The organism is Salinicola endophyticus, from assembly GCF_003206575.1.
GTDB lineage: Bacteria > Pseudomonadota > Gammaproteobacteria > Pseudomonadales > Halomonadaceae > Salinicola > Salinicola endophyticus.
Window position 1 is genome coordinate 763799 of record NZ_PZJO01000002.1, and the last position, 16843, is coordinate 780641.

Consider the following 16843-nt stretch of genomic DNA (forward strand, 5'->3'; position numbering starts at 1 on the left):
ACTCGATGGCCGCCGTGTAGTGCTGCAGTGTAGCGCCGTCGCGTCGGCCACGTGACCCGCCGCGACTTTATTCGACGGCCCCCTGAACTGCCGAGCAAACGGTGCCGGAGCACTCGATCCGCGGTGGCCATACTGTCTCGGGGCGCACTTGGGTAGAATCGACGACGTGCCGTTCGCAGTGCCCCGGCGCCACCAGGCATGGCTCGCGGGCACAGGCGCGACCTGCGCCGCGAGCGGCCCTCGAATGTCTTACCCTAGCGGGTTTGGGAGAGAAAGCCCTACGCCTTAAGTCGCGATTGGCGTAGTGAAATGTACCCGCTCGTTGCCGAGCGCAAACCGGAAGTACGCCGATGGACCTCTTTGCCGATAGCGCCCCCCAGGACAATGCGCCGCTCGCCTACCGCATGCGGCCGACGCGTCTCGACGACTATGTCGGCCAGGAAGCGCTGGTCGGCCCGGGCAAGCCGCTGCGACGCATGGCCGAGAGCGGCAGTGTGCGCTCGATGATCCTGTGGGGCCCGCCGGGCGTGGGCAAGACCACCCTGGCCGATATTCTCGCCGAGGCGTCGGGTGCCCGGCTCGAAAAGCTCTCGGCAGTCATGGCCGGGGTCAAGGATATCCGCGCCGCGGTGGAGCGGGCCCAGGAGGCGCAGCTGCGCGAGCGTCAGACGCTGCTGTTTCTCGACGAGATCCACCGCCTCAACAAGAGCCAGCAGGATGCCCTGCTGCCGCACGTGGAGTCGGGCCTGTTGACGCTGATCGGCGCCACCACCGAGAACCCCTCGTTCGAGGTCAACTCCGCGCTGCTGTCGCGGGCCCGGGTCTACGTGCTCAAGGCGCTCGACGAGCAGGCGCTGATCACGGTGATCAAGCGCGCCCTGGGCGATGCCGAGCGCGGCCTGGGTCAGCGTGACATTCGCGCCAGCGACGAGGCCCTGGCGATCCTCGCCCGTGCCGCGGCGGGTGACGCACGGCGCGCCCTGGGGCTTTTGGAAACCGCCTGCGACTTCACCGGCCGCGACGACCATGGCGAAACCCTGGAGCGCGATGCCGTGGTCGAGGTGATCGGTCATCAAGGGGCGGCCTTCGACAAGCAGGGCGAGCACTATTACGACCTGCTCTCGGCGATCCACAAGTCGATACGCTCATCGCGGCCCGACGCCGCCCTGCTCTACATGGCGCAGTTCATGCGTGGCGGCGGCGATCCGCTCGACGTGGTGCGTCGGCTCACCGCGATCGCCTCGGAGGACGTCGGCAATGCCGACCCGCGTGCCCTGCCGCTGGTGATCGCGGCCTGGGATGCCTATCTGCGTCTGGGCGACTACGAAGGTCAGCGCGCCATCGCCCACGCCGCCATCCATCTCGCCACCGCGCCCAAGAGCAACCGCGTCGATCAGGCCTGGGCCCAGGCCAAGGCGTTCGTGGCCGAGCATGCCGATCTCGAGGTGCCGGTCTATCTGCGCAATGCACCGACCCAACTGATGGCGTCGCTGGGCTACGGCGAGGGGTACCGCTACGCCCATAGCGAGCCCAACGGCTACCCCGCCGGCAGCGCCCACGACTGCTGGCCATCGGCGCTACCCAAGGCCAGTTTCTACGTGCCCAGCGAGTTCGGCCAGGAGAAGCGCTATCAGCAGATGCAGGCGTGGCGTGACGAACTCGACCGTGAGGCCGATCGCCAGGCATGAGGCGACAGCCCGTCGCCAGCGGACGGCGACGGGCCGATGATGAATCGAGCGACAGGCGCGGCCCGCTGGACGGGCCGCGACGGCTCAGGGCGTGGCGGGTGACTGCTCGCGGATGACGTCCGCGCTGGCGGGGATCTCGAAGCGGAACTTGGCCGGGTCGATGTTGCCGTTGACGTCGGCATGGTCGAACTTGATCGCGGTGCGCTGGCCGGTGCTGTCGGTCATCTGCAGCATGCCCAACTTCTCGCTGTAGAAGGTCAGCTTGAGCTGCTCGAACAGGGTGTCGTTGGCCTTGGGCTTGAGCGTGAAGGTCTCGCCGGTGCCCTGCTGCTGCCCCGTCACCTCATAGTTCTGTGCCAGCTCCGAGGCACTGCCGGAGAGCAGCAGCGCCGGCGTGTGGGTGACGCGATCATCGAGCGGCTGGATCGTGGCCTGCTCGAGGTCGGGATCATAGAGCGTCACCTCCTGGCCGTTGGAGACCACGATCTGGCGGTAGGGCTCGTTCACCTCCCAGCGGAAATGGCCGGGACGCGACAGCCACATGTGGCCGCTGGTGTCCTGCAGGCTGGAGCCCGAAGCGTCCAGAATCTGCTGATCGAAATCCGCGGAGTAGGTCTTGAGCGGCTCGAGCAGCCGGGTCAGGCGTTCGACCGAGGCCGGGTCGGCGTGCGCCGCCTGGGTGGCCAGCAGCAGTGCAGCGGCAGCCAGGCTCTTCATCATACGCATGGGCATTCCTTGTCTGAGTGCGGAGAACATGATCCTTGGACAGCGGGAAGGCCGCCGGGTTTAATGCCCGGCGGCCGGGCTCAGTTGCCGACCGGCGGCGGCGCCAGCACCTCGCGTGAGCCGTTGTTGCCCATCGACGAGACGACGCCGGCCTGCTCCATCGCCTCCACCAGCCGCGCGGCGCGGTTGTAGCCGATCTTGAAGCGGCGCTGGACCGCCGAAATGGAGGCGCGCCGGCTCTCGGTGACAAACTGCACCGCCTCGTCGTAGAGCGCATCCTGCTCGGCGTCCTCGCCGTCGCCGCCTTCGGCCTCGAGGCCGGCGAGAGCGTCGGCGGAGACGCCGCCGGAGAGAATCTCCTCGATGTACTCTGGCTCGCCGCGCCGCTTCCAATCCTCGACGATGCGGTGCACCTCGTCATCGTCGACGAAGGCGCCGTGGACACGCTGCGGCATCCCCGCCCCCGCCGGCAGATAGAGCATGTCGCCATGGCCGAGCAGGTTTTCGGCGCCGCCCTGGTCGAGGATGGTGCGCGAATCGATCTTCGACGACACCTGAAACGCCATGCGGGTGGGGATGTTGGCCTTGATCAGGCCGGTGACCACGTCGACCGACGGCCGCTGGGTGGCGAGGATCAGGTGGATACCCGCGGCGCGCGCCTTCTGCGCCAACCGCGCGATCAGCTCCTCGACCTTCTTGCCGACGATCATGAACATGTCGGCGAATTCGTCGATCACCACCACGATATAGGGCAGCTTGGCCAGCGTCGGCGGCTGCTGGTGCATCTCCCACGGCTGCGGCTCCCATAGCGGGTCCTGGACCTGGGCGCCGTGGCGCTCGGCCTCGTCCAGCTTGGCGTTGAAGCCAGCGATGTTGCGCACGCCCATGGCCGCCATCAGCTTGTAGCGCCGCTCCATCTCGGCCACGCACCAGCGCAGGGCGTTGGCCGCCTCTTTCATGTCGGTGACCACCGGCGCCAGCAGATGCGGGATGCCGTCGTAGACCGACAGCTCGAGCATCTTGGGGTCGACCATGATCATGCGCACTTCGTCCGGGGTCGCCTTGAGCAGCATCGACACCAGCATGGTGTTGATCCCCACTGACTTGCCTGAGCCGGTGGTACCGGCCACCAGCAGGTGCGGCATCTTGTTGAGATTGGCCACCACCGGCTTGCCACCGATGTCCTGACCCAGCGCCAGGGTCACCGGCGAGTCGGCTTGCTGGTAGACGTCGGAGTCGAGCACCTGACGAATGCGGATCATGGCCCGGTTCGGGTTGGGGATCTCGATCCCCACCGTGGGCTTGCCGGGGATGACCTCGACCACACGCACGCTCTTGACCATCAGCGAGCGCGCCAGATCCTTGGCCAGGTTGCTGATCTTGGAGACCTTCACCCCTGCCGCCGGGCGAATCTCGAAGCGCGTGATCACCGGACCCGGCCAGGTCTCGACCACCTCCGCCTTGACCCCGTACTCGCGCAGACGCATCTCCAGCAGCTCGGCCATGTCGGCGAGCTGCTCGGGGGTGTAGTTGGGCTGTTCCGGGTCGGCCGGCGTGGTCAGTCGAATCGAGGGCAGATCGCCGGTGGGCTCGGGCATGTCATCGAACGCCGGGCGCTGGCTCTGCAGATGCTCGACGGTCCACAGGGTCGGCTGATCGTCCGCCGCTGCCCGGGCCTGATCAGCGGTGGCCACGTCACCGCGCGGCGGCGCGGCGCTGACGCCGCTCGAAGCCGGTGCCGGTGCGTCGGGATAGTCACGGGCAGCTTCCCTGACCTCATCGCCGGCATCGTCCCGCTCATCTTCCGGGACGTCGTCATGCCATGGGGCCTGGGCGCCGTCCACACGACTGCCGTCGGCGCCCCCGTGCGGCAACGGCGAGCGCTCGACCGGCACCTCTCTCTCATCGGCTTCCGGCGACTCGCCCGCGTCATCGAGCCCCCGATACGTGGGTTCGCGTCTTGTCGGTGCGGCAAAGCGCGAACCGTCAGCGCCACCGCGCTCCCGACCGAGGCTCGGTTCACGCGCACCGGCATCGGGCAGATCGCTGCCCAGGCCAGCCGCAAACGCGCCCAGTGTCGGCTCGGCGGGCCCGGGGTGCGTCGCGACACCACCCTCGACGGCGCCACCGCGAGTGCCATCGTCATCCTGGCGCGGCGTTTCGGCGCCGCTAACGTCGGAGCCGCTTTCGTTGGCGGCGCGGGCATGGCGCCAGTCAGCCGGCGCCTCATGGCGCTCGGCACGCAGCCCCCACTGTGCGGTGGGCGCCTCGTCTTCCGCCGCGGAGAGTCGGCCGCTGTCAGCGGATGCCGCACGCGGGTCCGCAACCTCCGTGGCGGCGCCGTCATCGTCGGCATCCGCTCCTGTCACCTCCGGCTCCATCGACGCCTGAAACGCCTCCGGAATGCGCCGACGGGTGACATCGGCACGGAACGGCGTACGCGCCGCGTCATCCTCGGGTGTCTCCTGACCAGGCGACACTGGCGCCTCGGGCTCACCGCGCGGCGGCATCGCCGGCGCCTCCGGCGTCACCCCATCGGGCGCCGAGCTTCCCAGAGTCGGTTCGCGCGGGGTCAAAGTCGGCTCGCGCGGAGTCAGGGTGGGCTCGCGCGGGGTGTCGTCGCGGCGCCGCGGCGCCGGCGTGGCTGACCGCGCGGGGCGCCACTCGGCCTCGCTGCGGGGCACGCTGGACGAGCGCTCATGCCAAGTCGGCTCCCGCGCCTCTTCGCGCTGCTGGCGGCTGGCGTAGGCGGCCTCGGGCTGCTTGGCCGAAGGCGTGCGCTCTGGCACCTCCCAGGGGATATCGGTGCTACCGTCGTGGCGCCAGCGCGACTGACGCTGCCCGCTGCCAGACTCGGCGCTCGCCCCTTCCCAAGCCGGCTCACGCTGCAGCGAAGGCTCCTCCTCCCACTGCTCGAGATCCGGCGCGCGCTGCCACGGCAGCCAGCGTGACCACCAGCGCGGCTTGCCCACCGAGGTATCGCCCGCGTCGTCGGGATCGCTCTCCTCGAGCGACGCCTGCTCACGTTCGGCCTGCTCACGTTCAGCCTGCTGCTCGGCGCGGCGGGTATCACGCACCTCACGGCGCTCGGCGCTGCGTGCCCGCACCCACTGGAACAGGCGATTGAGCGAGCTGCCCAGCTCGTCCATCACGGTCAACCAGGACATGCCGGTGAACAGGGTGAAACCGCACATGAAGGCGGCAATGGCGATCAGGGTCGTGCCATGCACGCCGACCAGCTGCGACAGTGCACCGGCGATCCCCATGCCGAGGATGCCGCCGGCCTGATTGGGCAGGTCGCTGGCGGGGTTGTAGAAGTGCAGATCGCCCAGCGTCGTGGTGCTCATCAGCAGCAGCACCAAGCCGCCGGTGTGTACGGCGAGCGCGACCGGGTCCCAGGCGATCTGTACCTGATGCTGGCGCATGATGCGCCACGCCGCCAGGCCGAACATGCCCGGCCACCACAGCGCACTGGCGCCGAACAGTGAATAGAGGACATCGGATAGCCAGGCCCCGATCCGGCCCATCCAGTTGGCGATATCCTGGTCCGGGCCGCTATGCGACCAACCGGGGTCGCCGGGGTGATAGCTGAACAGCGCCAGCAGCAGGAACACGCAGATCGCGAGCAACAGGATCACGGCGCCTTCGCGGGTCACGCCCTGGAGCTGCATGATCACACGACGTGCCTGTTCCTTGGCTTGCGCAGATGAACGACGGCCCTTCTTGGCCGAACTCTTGGCACTCAAACGCTCAACCCCCTCGCGCCTGCTTGCGGCAGGACGCATCAACGGCCGCGTTCCCGTGGGCTTTCCGTGGTCCCCGGGTCGACGGCGATGCACCACCGGCCCGCGACGGCGGGCCGATTTCCTCGACCCGCCATCATACCGGGGCCCGCGTCGACATCACAGGGGGGCGCTACACCCGTCACGGGTGTGGCGATGGTGGGGTCAGGCCGGTGTACGCCCCGGCAGCGCCTTGGCGGCAGGCGCATCCGGCGAGGCGTCCTCGGTGGCGCCGCCATCGCGCAGCCGGAACAGCGCCACGGTCTCGCTCAGGCGCCGGCTCTGCTCGCTCAACTGCTGGGTAGAGCGGCTCGACTGGCGCACCAGTGCGGCGTTGCTCTGGGTGGTCTCGTCGATCTGCGACACCGCGACGTTGATCTGCTCGATACCGTGGGACTGCTCTTCGGAAGCGAGACGGATTTCGGCCACCAGCGTGCTGATACGCTCGATCTGGGAGACGATCGCGGCGACCTGCTGGCCCGCCTCAGCAGCCTGCAGATTGCCGCTCTCGACCTCCTCCACCGTGCGTCCGATCAACCCCTTGATCTCCCGCGCCGAGTTGGCGCAGCGCTCGGCCAGGCCGCGCACCTCCTGCGCCACCACCGCGAAACCGCGACCCTGCTCGCCGGCACGGGCGGCCTCGACCGAGGCGTTGAGCGCCAGCAGGTTGGTCTGGAAAGCGATGCTGTCGATGACCCCGACGACATCGGCGATCTGCTTGGCCATCTCATCGATACGGCGCATCGCCTCGACCGTCGAGTCGACGGTCTTCTGCGCATCGCCTGCAGCCTGGGCAGTCTGGCTCGCCTGGGTGTCGCTCTCCTGGGCTCGCTCCGCGTTCTGGCGCACGGTGGCGTTGAGCTCCTCGGTGCTCGCCGCGGTCTGCTCCAGGCTCGATGCCTGGGATTCCGTGCGCGCCGAGAGGTCCGCGTTGCCTGCCGCCAGCTCCTGGGTATGCCCATCGGTCTCCTCGATCGCCGTGCGCACCTGGCGCACGATCCGCTCGAGGCCATCGCCGATGCCGTTCATCGCCAGCACCAGCTGGCCGATCTCGTCGCGCCGACGGCTGTCGATACGCTGCGACAGGTCCCCCTCGGCGAGCGCCCGGGCCAGCTCGACCGTGCGCTGCATGGGTCGCGAGACCAGTCGCTTGAAGATGACATAGAGCAGCAGGCTGAGCAGGATCGCGATCCCCACCGCGATCAGCAGGAAGCGGTCGCGGGCCGCCATCACCCCGGCGTTGATCTCGTCCATCGACACCGAGCCGGCAATGATCCACTGCCAGTCCGGATAGCGGGTGAACGCCAGCAGCCGCTGCTCGCCATTGGCGGTGTAGTCGAGCTCACCGGAGGCCTTGTCGAACAGCGGCGCGAAGGCGGCGGCGCGCTCGCCCTGGCGCAGGTCGGTGCCCTCGTAGGGCCCGCCTGCGAGCACCTGCCCATCACGCTTGCCACCGGCGGCGATCAGCATGGTGTAGCCCTGCTGACCGATCTTCATGCCACGAATCTGCGCTTTCACTTTCTCCATCTCGGCGCTGATGTCGACGCCCACGAAAAGCGCACCAATGACCTTGCCGTCACTGTCCTGGATAGGTTGATACTTGGTGATATAGGCGGTGCCGAACAGCGTGGCGAGGCCGGTATAGGGCTTGTCCGCCATCAGGTTGGCATAGCTGCGCGAGCCGCGATCGAGCAGCGTACCCATCGCGCGCTTGCCGTCGGCATCCTTGAGCGAGGTCGCCACGCGCACGAAGTCGTCGCCTTCCCGGGCAAAGATGGTCGCCGGGGCAGTGGTCTGCTCGGTGAAGCGATCGAGTTTCCAGGTATTGTCGTTGATCACCTCGAGCCCATCTTTGAGCATCGGCGTCTGGCGACCGGCCACCTCGACCTGCTGATCGGGCAGCAGCACGAAGCGCCCCATGTACTGATCAGAGAAGATGTCGAGAAAGCGATCAGCCTGCTGCTGCAGGCTATAGTCGAATAGCGATAGCATGTCGGCGATGGATGCCTGTTGCGTCGCCAGCTCGTGTTCAGTGGCCTTGCGCAGCTGGCTGCTGCTGGTCTGCGCCATGGCAAAGGCCAGGCCCAGCAATACTACGACCTGAAGCAGGCCGACGATCAGTGCCAGCTTGGTACCGATACCCGCATGGCGCAGCCGTTGTCGAATTGCCGCCATCGATTGTTCTACCTTGTTGTCAGAGGATCAGGGTTCCACAGGATCAGGCGCATTATCGGCAGCAGATGAACAAACCTTAATACAGCAGGAATCATCACAACGCGGCGCACCACCCGGTGACCGCAAGACCCACAGGATGGATGGCATGCTGCGCTGGCTCCCCCCCGCCCCCGTCGACTTTCCCGACGTCGATCAGGCGCTCGACGAGCCCAATGGGCTGCTCGCCGCCGGCGGCGCCCTGACACCGGAATGGCTGCTGGCCGCCTACCGCCGCGGCATCTTCCCCTGGTACGGCGAGGGCGACCCGCTGCTGTGGTGGTCACCCGCGCCGCGCATGGTGCTGTTCCCATCAGAGATTCGTGTACGCCGCAGCCTGGCCAAGCGCCTGCGCAACGGCGGCTTCACCACTACCATCGATCACGCCTTCGCCGAGGTCATCGAGGCCTGCGCGGCTGAGCGCGCGGACAGCGGCGGCACCTGGATCGATGCCGAAATGACCCACGCCTACCGACGCCTGCATGCGCTGGGCCGCGCCCACAGCGTCGAGACCTGGCGCCATGGCGAGCTGGTCGGCGGGCTCTACGGGATCGCGCTGGGCCAGGCGTTCTTCGGCGAGTCGATGTTCAGCCGCTGCGCCGACGCGTCCAAGGTCGCGCTGGTGACACTCGCACGTCATCTCGAGACCCACGGCTTCCAACTGATCGACTGCCAGATGCATACCGCGCACCTGGCCAGCATGGGTGCCAGGGAAATCGCCCGTGAGACGTTCATCGACTACCTTGAGAAGAGCGTGGACCAACCCACCCCAGCCGGCCTCTGGCCCTCGGAGCCCCCGTGAGCAGCGACAATGCGAACCGCAGCACAGCGCAGCGTCAGGCACGCGATCTCCGTTTTTTCCTGACGGTGCCGCACCCCTGCAGCTATCTCTCCGGACGCGAGGCGACGACACTGTTCCTCGATCCACAGGAGCCGCCCACTGCGGACGTCTACGACGCGCTGACCCTACTGGGTTTCAGGCGCAGCGGCGCCAATCTCTATCGCCCCCACTGCGGCGCGTGCAGCGCCTGCGTCTCGGTGCGCATCCCGGTGGAGGACTTCACCCCGTCGCGCACCCAGCGCAAGCTGATGCAGCGCAATCGTGATATCACCACGCGGTTGCGCCCGACGCTGTTCGACGAGCGCCATTACGCGCTCTACGCGAGCTACATTCGTGCCCGCCACGCCGATGGCGACATGTTTCCACCCAGCCGCGATCAGTACCGGCTGTTCCTGACCCAGACCCAGCCATTCGCCAAGCTGCTCGAGTTCTGGCTCGATGAGCGGCTGATCGCGGTCGCCGCCACCGATCTGCTGGGCCACGGACTGTCGGCGATCTACACCTTCTTCGACCCCGATCCGGCACTACAGCGGCGCTCGCTGGGCGTCTTCGCGGTGCTCAGCCAGATTGCGCTGGCGCGCCAGCGCGGCCTGCCCCATGTCTATCTGGGCTACTGGATTCGCGAGAGTCAGAAGATGCGCTACAAGCAGGCGTATCAGCCGCTGGAGTATCTCGACGGCGGCCGCTGGCAGCGCCGGGTACCGGTGGCGGCATTGACCTGAGCCGATTTTTGCCTTCGGCGGCGAGATGGCCCATAATATCGCGCACTTCAGAGGCCCTGGTCGGGCTCGTCGCTGACCGTGGATGGCACCGCCGCCGTTCGCGGTGGTGTGCGTCGACAGCCGACCGTGCGGTCCGCCAACCAATATCCGAGAGGGATCGCCTATATGGCACGAGAAGATCATATCGAAATGGAGGGTGTCGTCGTCGACACGCTGCCCAACACCATGTTCCGCGTCGAGCTGGAAAATGGTCACGTCGTCACTGCACACATCTCCGGCAAGATGCGCAAGAACTACATCCGCATCCTGACCGGCGACAAGGTCAAGGTCGAACTGACCCCTTACGACCTCTCCAAGGGCCGCATCGTCTACCGCTCGCGCTGAGCCCCGCCCTTCGGCCCCGCTGACGGGAATCCGCTTCCCGCCTGCCCATCACGCCCTGATCCACCGTTGTCACGGGCGTTAGCCGCCGCCAGCATCTAGAATCGAAAACGCCTCGCCATGTTGCCATGGCGAGGCGTTGTCGTTGGACGGCCGTCTGTCGGATCACCGGTCCCGGCTAGCCACTCGGCCAGCCGTTCAGATCACTGACTAGGCGACTTCGGCCTCGGTCTCCAGCTGCAGCTCGTCGTTCTCCACGGTGACGTGGACCACGCCACCATTTTCGGCCAGATCGCCGAACAGGATCATCTCCGCCAGCGGCTTCTTGAGCTTCTCCTGAATCACGCGGGCCATCGGTCGTGCCCCCATCTCGGGATCGTAGCCCTTCTCGGCCAGCCAGCGACGGGCATCCTCATCGACATCCAGCTGCACCCGCTTCTCGTCGAGCTGGGCCTGGAGCTCGACCAGGAACTTGTCGACCACGTTGCGCACGATCGATGGTTCGAGACCATGGAACTGGATGATCCCGTCGAGGCGGTTGCGGAACTCCGGCGAGAAGGTCCGGCGAATCACCTCCATGCCATCGGTCGAGTGATCCTGGGTCTGGAACCCGATCGAGCGACGCGAGATCTGCTCGGCGCCAGCATTCGAGGTCATGATGATGATCACGTGACGGAAGTCCGCCTCGCGGCCGTTGTTGTCGGTCAGACGGCCATGGTCCATCACCTGAAGCAGCAGGTTGAAGACCTCCGGGTGCGCCTTCTCGATCTCGTCGAGCAGCAGCACGCAGTGCGGCTGCTTGTTGATCGCTTCAGTCAGCAGACCACCCTGGTCGTAGCCGACATAGCCGGGGGGCGCACCGATCAGGCGCGACACCGTGTGTCGCTCCATGTACTCGGACATGTCGAAGCGAACCAGTTCGATCCCCATCAGATGCGAGAGCTGGCGCGCCACTTCGGTCTTGCCGACCCCGGTGGGCCCGGCAAAGAGGAAGCTGCCGACCGGCTTGTCGGGCGACTTGAGCCCGGCCCGCGAGAGCTTGATCGCCGCCGACAGGCTGGTGATCGCCTCGTCCTGGCCGAATACCAGCATCTTGAGATCGCGCTCCAGGTTGGAGAGCAGCTTGCGATCGGAGCTGGAGACGCTCTTGGGCGGAATCCGCGCGATCGACGCCACTACCGCCTCGACCTGATCGACATCGATGGTCGAGACCCGCGCCTCCGGCGGCAGCAGCCGCTGATGCGCGCCGGCCTCGTCGATGACGTCGATCGCCTTGTCCGGCAGATGACGGTCGTTGATGTAGCGATCCGCCAAACGCGCCGCACTCTCCAGCGCACCGTCGGTGTACTTGAGCTGGTGGTGCTCCTCGAAGCGCCCGCGCAGCCCCTTGAGGATGCGGATGGTGTCGTCCACCGAGGGCTCGGGCACGTCGACCTTCTGGAAACGACGAGCCAGGGCACGATCCTTTTCGAAGATCCCGCGGAACTCCTGGAAGGTGGTCGAACCGATGCAGCGCAGCTCACCCGAGGAGAGCAGCGGCTTGAGCAGGTTCGAGGCGTCCATGACGCCACCCGAGGCGGCGCCGGCGCCGATCACGGTATGGATCTCGTCGATGAACAAGATCGAGTTCTCCTGCTTGCGCAGCTCCGCCAGCAACCCCTTGAGGCGCTTCTCGAAGTCGCCGCGGTACTTGGTACCCGCCAGCAGCGCGCCCATGTCGAGGGAGTAGACCACCGCGTCGGCGATCACCTCGGGCACGTCTTCCTCGACGATGCGCTTGGCCAGGCCTTCGGCGATGGCGGTCTTGCCGACGCCGGCCTCGCCGACCAGCAGCGGGTTGTTCTTGCGCCGACGCGCCAGGATCTGCACCACTCGCTCGAGTTCGTGATCGCGCCCGATCAGCGGGTCGATCTTGCCCAGGCGGGCCTGATCGTTGAGGTTGGTGGCATAGCTGGTGAGCGGATGCTGGCCATTCTCGGCGGCGGCCTCTTCACCCTCTTCGGACTCCTGCGAGGGCTGCTGCGACTGGCCGTGGCCCGCCACCTTGGAGATACCGTGAGCGATGTAGTTGACCGCATCGACGCGGGCCACGCTCTGCTGCTTGAGGAAATAGACCGCCTGACTCTCCTGCTCGGAGAAGATCGCGACCAGCACATTGGCGCCGGTGACTTCGCTCTTGCCGGAGGACTGGACGTGGAACACTGCGCGTTGCAGCACGCGCTGGAAGCCCAGCGTGGGCTGGGTTTCGCGGTCGTCCTGATCCTCGGGGATCAGCGGCGTGGTGGAGTTGATGAAATCCTGCAGATCGGCACGAAGCTTCTCCAGATTCGCCCCACAGGCATTCAGCACATCGGCTGCCGAAGCATTGTCGAGAAGCGCCAGCAGCAAGTGCTCCACGGTCATGAACTCGTGTCGCTTGGAGCGCGCCACGGTGAAGGCCGTGTTCAGGGTGAGTTCAAGTTCTTTACTCAACATGGCAGTCCCCTTTTAGCCACTGAGGGCGTCGGTCGGCACTTTCACAATCGGGCACAAACAGCGGTTTCGCAAGTCCCCGGCGCACAAAGCGTCGCGGACCGCCCCACCACCCCTACTCGACGGCATCCACATCGCACATCAGCGGATGTTCGCACTCGCGCGCATACTCGTTGACCAGGTGACACTTGGTCTCCGCCACGTCGCGGGTGAAGATGCCGCAGGTCGCTTTCCCCTGGGTGTGCACGGCGAGCATGATCTGCACCGCCTTCTCACTGTCCATGGCGAAGAAACGTTGAAGTATCTCGACGACGAACTCCATCGGGGTGTAGTCGTCGTTGTAGAGTACGACCTTGTACATCGGCGGCGGCGCCAGCTGCGGCTCCGACGCCTGTTCGGCAACGTCTCCCTGCTCGTGATGATCAGGGTCGGGAGGGCGCGTCATACCGAGACGCGCCGGCTCCCCATGGGAATCAGACGACACGCTATCTACGATCTCTAACATAGTAAGGATGAATTCCTGAGTGCACGGACCGGGTTCGCCTACCGTCGCACGAGTATCGCGGCGGGTGCGTCTCGCGCCCGGCACCGGTACCCTGTGCCTCGCCGGGCGCCGGCGCCTGGACCGCCTCGCGCAGGAGCGAACCGAGCCGTGTATCAGTGAGGTATTGGATACCGTTGAAGACCCGAGGTTCCCTTGAAGATGCGGCCGATGTCGCCACGATGCAAGCCCGAGCAAAAAATAGTTAGCCATGCGCCCCGGCGCCAGTCTCGCAACGGCTACCGCCTGCGCCCGGCCACGTCTTGTCACGCCGCCCATTCACTCCCCAGGAGCCACCTCGGACCGAACGCCATGGGTCGAATCTACCTGCTGCACAAACCCTATCAGGTGCTCTGCCAGTTCACCGACGATCGCGGCCGTGCCACCCTGGCCGACCATCTGAAGGTGCCTGGCGTCTACGCCGCCGGCCGCCTCGATTACGACTCAGAGGGGCTGCTGCTGCTCACCGACGATGGCGGTCTGATCCACCGCATCAGCGACCCCCGCCACAAGCTGGCCAAACGCTACTGGGTGCAGGTCGAGGGCGCCCCCGATGATGCCGCCCTGGCGGCGCTGGCCCACGGCGTGACGCTCAAGGATGGCCCGACGCGGCCGGCCCGGGTACGCCGGCTGGCCGCCACACCACCGCCGCCGCGCAATCCGCCGGTGCGCTTTCGCCGCGACATCCCCACCACCTGGCTGGAGATCGAGCTGCGCGAGGGGCGCAACCGCCAGGTCCGGCGCATGACCGCCCATATCGGCCACCCCACGCTACGCCTGATGCGGGTCGCGATCGGCCCGTGGCAGCTGGGTGAGCTGGCCCCCGGGGCGTGGCGCAGTGAACCGCTCAACCTGCCGGCGACACCCGCAGCCAACCGCTCGCGATCGCGCCGCCGCTGAGCGCCGGCCGCGACCTGAGCCGCACGGGCTGTGCCGCGCCGCCAGACCCGGTATGATCGTAGCCAGCCCGGCTGCCAGACCCGCGCCGCGGACGAGTTCGAGTGGGGAGAGAGATGACATGAATCGCTGGACACCACGCGTGACCGTGGCCGTCGTGGTGGAGCGCGCCGGCCGCTATCTGATGGTCGAGGAGGATCGTGGCGGCCCGTTCAGCCTCTACAATCAGCCGGCCGGCCACCTCGAGCGCGGCGAGCGGCTGGTCGCCGCGGCGGAGCGCGAAGTGCGCGAAGAGGCCGCCTGGCAGGTGGCGATCACCGACTACCTCGGCCTCTATGTCCACCACACCCAGGACGGGCTCACCTTCCACAGCCACGCCTTCCTGGGGCTACCGCTGGCGCACCTGGGCAACCCGCTCGACAAGGGGATCGTCAGCGCCCACTGGCTGACCTTCGACGAGATCGACGACCTCGAGCGTGGCCGCCGCCTGCGCAGTCCCGTGGTGATGCAGCGCCTGCGTGACGTACGCGAAGGCCGCCGCTTTCCGCTGGATACGATTCGCGAACGCTGACGCCAGCGCTGATACGCCCGCGCCACCGGCACGCATGCCGACAGTGCGGTGCACTCGATGCTACCCCGCGCTTTCGGCTATAATCCCGGGTCATTTATTCAGCCGGCCCGTGCCGGTGCCGGGCGTTTCGCCCCGCCCGTCGCGGGCCCCTGTCGGCCAGAGATTCGCCATGACGCTTGCCATACCGCCATCCGAGACACCCGAGGGCCCGACCGCAACCGGCGCCACCACCGTGATCGTGGGCATGTCCGGTGGCGTCGACTCCTCGGTCACCGCGCTGCGCCTGCTCGAGCAGGGATACCGCGTCGAGGGCCTGTTCATGAAGAACTGGGACGAGGACGACGGTACCGAGTACTGCACCGCAATGGCGGATCTCGCCGATGCCCAGGCGGTCTGCGACAGCCTCGGCATCAAGCTGCACACGGCCAACTTCGCCGCCGAGTACTGGGACAACGTGTTCGAGCACTTCCTCGCCGAGTATCAGGCCGGACGCACGCCCAATCCGGACATCCTGTGCAACCGCGAGATCAAGTTCAAAGTCTTCCTCGACTACGCCGAGATGCTCGGCGCCGACCTGATTGCCACCGGCCACTATGTGCGCCGGCGCCTCACCGCAGACGGCCGCGCCGAGCTGCTCAAGGGTCGCGATGCCAACAAGGACCAGAGCTACTTCCTGCACGCGGTGCCGGGCGCGGCGATCGCCAAGACGCTGTTTCCGGTGGGCGAGCTGGAGAAGTCCGAGGTGCGCGCCCTGGCCGAGCGCCACGGCCTGGCCACCGCGCGCAAGAAGGATTCGACCGGGATCTGTTTCATCGGCGAACGCCGCTTCAGCGATTTCCTCAAGCAGTACCTGCCGGCCCAGCCGGGACGTATCGAGACCCCCGAGGGTGAAGTGGTCGGCGAGCACATGGGCTTGATGTACTACACCCTGGGTCAGCGCCGCGGCCTGGGCATCGGCGGGCTCAAGGCACACAGCGAAGACCCGTGGTTCGTCGCCGCCAAGGATCTCGAGCGCAACGTGCTGGTGGTGGTTCAGGGCGAGCACCCGCTGCTCTACAGCGACACCGCCTACTGCGAACCCGCCGCCTGGATCGCCGGCGCTCCGCCCAAGGCCAAGCGCCTGAGCGCCAAGACCCGCTACCGCCAGCAGGACGAACCGTGCGAGGTCGAGGTGCTCGCGGATGGGGGGCTGGCGGTGCATTTCGACACACCGCAGCGCGCGGTCACCCCGGGGCAGTCGCTGGTGCTCTACGCCGACGACGTCTGTCTCGGCGGTGCGGTGATCCGTGCCACCGCCACCACCGATGCCGGTGCGATCGACCCCACCTCACATACAGGGAGCGCGCGTTCGGCATGAACCCAACGCCCATCCAGTCCGCCCCTCTGGGCGCCAGCGGTCGTCAGGCGCTGGCCCTCGCCGGCGTGTTCCAGGCCGCCACGGTGGTCGACCAGCTCGCCCGTACCGGCCACTGCGACGAGCGCGCCTGGAACACCCTGGTGCGCGCCACACTGGAGACCGACCCGCCCACCTTCGAGTCGGTCTACGGCGGCCACCACAACAATCTGCGCCAGGGCATCGATACCCTGCTGGCGGTGATGTCGCGCCAGCAGGCGGACCCGGCGGTGATGCGCTACGGCTTCTCTATGGTGCTGCTGATGCAGAAGCTGCGCAAGAACCAGGCCATGATGCGCACCCTGGGCGAACGCCTGGGGCGCATCCAGGGCCAGGCCGAGCACTTCGGCAATACCCACGACAACGTGATCGCCAGTCTCGGCGAGCTGTATCAGGAGACGCTCTCGACCTTCCGCTACCGCATCGTGGTGCAGGGTGAGCCGAGCCTGCTGCAGAGCCCGGGCATGCCCCCGCGCATCCGCACTGCCCTGCTCGGCGGCGTGCGCTTCGCCCTGCTGTGGCACCAGCAAGGCGGCCGGCGCTGGAGCCTGGTCTTCCAGCGCGGCGCGCTCAAGCGTGCCCTGCGCGAGCTCGACGGCCACTGAGCGCGGGCCGTCC

The 16843-nt window shown here is 67.2% G+C and carries 13 protein-coding genes; 8 read left to right on the top strand and 5 right to left on the bottom strand.

What is annotated here, in order from left to right:
* Positions 1-350 precede the first annotated feature (350 nt).
* Positions 351-1688, top strand: coding sequence for a replication-associated recombination protein A (locus DOM66_RS06045; protein ID WP_110689544.1), 1338 nt, complete (start codon positions 351-353; stop codon positions 1686-1688).
* An 84-nt stretch (positions 1689-1772) separates the two neighbouring features.
* Here DOM66_RS06045 and lolA read toward each other — a convergent pair whose 3' ends face one another.
* The 3 genes from lolA to DOM66_RS06060 all read right to left on the bottom strand — a co-directional run bounded on the left by lolA (position 1773) and on the right by DOM66_RS06060 (position 8371).
* Positions 1773-2414 (bottom strand): outer membrane lipoprotein chaperone LolA, encoded by a 642-nt coding sequence (gene lolA / locus DOM66_RS06050; protein ID WP_110689545.1) that lies wholly within the window; start codon positions 2412-2414, stop codon positions 1773-1775.
* A gap of 80 nt (positions 2415-2494) precedes the next feature.
* Entirely contained in the window at positions 2495-6160 is a 3666-nt protein-coding gene (locus tag DOM66_RS06055) for a DNA translocase FtsK (RefSeq protein WP_280951252.1), read from the bottom strand.
* Between the two features lie 201 nt (positions 6161-6361).
* On the bottom strand, positions 6362-8371 hold the full coding sequence (locus DOM66_RS06060) for a methyl-accepting chemotaxis protein (protein WP_110689547.1): 2010 nt from the start codon (positions 8369-8371) through the stop codon (positions 6362-6364).
* A 145-nt stretch (positions 8372-8516) separates the two neighbouring features.
* Here DOM66_RS06060 and aat point away from each other — a divergent pair, with 145 nt between their 5' ends.
* The 3 genes from aat (at position 8517) to infA (ending at position 10354) form a co-directional block, all read left to right on the top strand.
* Positions 8517-9209, top strand: coding sequence for a leucyl/phenylalanyl-tRNA--protein transferase (aat, locus tag DOM66_RS06065; protein WP_110689548.1), 693 nt, complete (start codon positions 8517-8519; stop codon positions 9207-9209).
* Entirely contained in the window at positions 9206-9970 is a 765-nt protein-coding gene (locus DOM66_RS06070) for an arginyltransferase (protein ID WP_110674448.1), read from the top strand. The genes aat and DOM66_RS06070 overlap by 4 nt, the downstream gene beginning before the upstream one ends.
* Positions 9971-10135: 165 nt before the next feature.
* On the top strand, positions 10136-10354 hold the full coding sequence (gene infA / locus DOM66_RS06075) for a translation initiation factor IF-1 (protein ID WP_013332816.1): 219 nt from the start codon (positions 10136-10138) through the stop codon (positions 10352-10354).
* A 207-nt stretch (positions 10355-10561) separates the two neighbouring features.
* Here infA and clpA read toward each other — a convergent pair whose 3' ends face one another.
* Positions 10562-12826 (bottom strand): ATP-dependent Clp protease ATP-binding subunit ClpA, encoded by a 2265-nt coding sequence (clpA, locus tag DOM66_RS06080; RefSeq protein WP_110674447.1) that lies wholly within the window; start codon positions 12824-12826, stop codon positions 10562-10564.
* 112 nt (positions 12827-12938) lie between these two features.
* Positions 12939-13268: an ATP-dependent Clp protease adapter ClpS gene (gene clpS / locus DOM66_RS06085; RefSeq protein ID WP_245392364.1), complete on the bottom strand. Its 330-nt coding sequence runs from the start codon at positions 13266-13268 to the stop codon at positions 12939-12941.
* A gap of 408 nt (positions 13269-13676) precedes the next feature.
* On the opposite strand from clpS, the gene DOM66_RS06090 reads away from it, so the two are divergent.
* The 4 genes from DOM66_RS06090 (at position 13677) to hflD (ending at position 16830) form a co-directional block, all read left to right on the top strand.
* A complete protein-coding gene (locus DOM66_RS06090; protein ID WP_110674445.1) occupies positions 13677-14264 on the top strand; it encodes a pseudouridine synthase in 588 nt (195 codons plus the stop codon).
* 118 nt (positions 14265-14382) lie between these two features.
* On the top strand, positions 14383-14832 hold the full coding sequence (locus tag DOM66_RS06095; protein ID WP_110674444.1) for an NUDIX domain-containing protein: 450 nt from the start codon (positions 14383-14385) through the stop codon (positions 14830-14832).
* 169 nt (positions 14833-15001) lie between these two features.
* Entirely contained in the window at positions 15002-16189 is a 1188-nt protein-coding gene (mnmA, locus tag DOM66_RS06100) for a tRNA 2-thiouridine(34) synthase MnmA (RefSeq protein ID WP_110689550.1), read from the top strand.
* On the top strand, positions 16186-16830 hold the full coding sequence (gene hflD, locus DOM66_RS06105; protein ID WP_110674442.1) for a high frequency lysogenization protein HflD: 645 nt from the start codon (positions 16186-16188) through the stop codon (positions 16828-16830). Before mnmA ends, hflD begins: the two co-directional genes overlap by 4 nt.
* The last annotated feature ends 13 nt before the right edge of the window (positions 16831-16843 follow it).

Bases quoted from the DNA above. Each gene is read 5' to 3' on its own strand.
- DOM66_RS06045 (WP_110689544.1), top strand. From the start codon at position 351: ATGGACCTCTTTGCCGATAGCGCCCCCCAGGACAATGCGCCGCTCGCC.
- lolA (WP_110689545.1), bottom strand. From the start codon at position 2,414: ATGCGTATGATGAAGAGCCTGGCTGCCGCTGCACTGCTGCTGGCCACC.
- DOM66_RS06060 (WP_110689547.1), bottom strand. From the start codon at position 8,371: ATGGCGGCAATTCGACAACGGCTGCGCCATGCGGGTATCGGTACCAAG.
- aat (WP_110689548.1), top strand. From the start codon at position 8,517: ATGCTGCGCTGGCTCCCCCCCGCCCCCGTCGACTTTCCCGACGTCGAT.
- infA (WP_013332816.1), top strand. From the start codon at position 10,136: ATGGCACGAGAAGATCATATCGAAATGGAGGGTGTCGTCGTCGACACG.
- clpA (WP_110674447.1), bottom strand. From the start codon at position 12,826: ATGTTGAGTAAAGAACTTGAACTCACCCTGAACACGGCCTTCACCGTG.
- clpS (WP_245392364.1), bottom strand. From the start codon at position 13,268: ATGACGCGCCCTCCCGACCCTGATCATCACGAGCAGGGAGACGTTGCC.
- DOM66_RS06090 (WP_110674445.1), top strand. From the start codon at position 13,677: ATGGGTCGAATCTACCTGCTGCACAAACCCTATCAGGTGCTCTGCCAG.
- DOM66_RS06095 (WP_110674444.1), top strand. From the start codon at position 14,383: ATGAATCGCTGGACACCACGCGTGACCGTGGCCGTCGTGGTGGAGCGC.
- mnmA (WP_110689550.1), top strand. From the start codon at position 15,002: ATGACGCTTGCCATACCGCCATCCGAGACACCCGAGGGCCCGACCGCA.
- hflD (WP_110674442.1), top strand. From the start codon at position 16,186: ATGAACCCAACGCCCATCCAGTCCGCCCCTCTGGGCGCCAGCGGTCGT.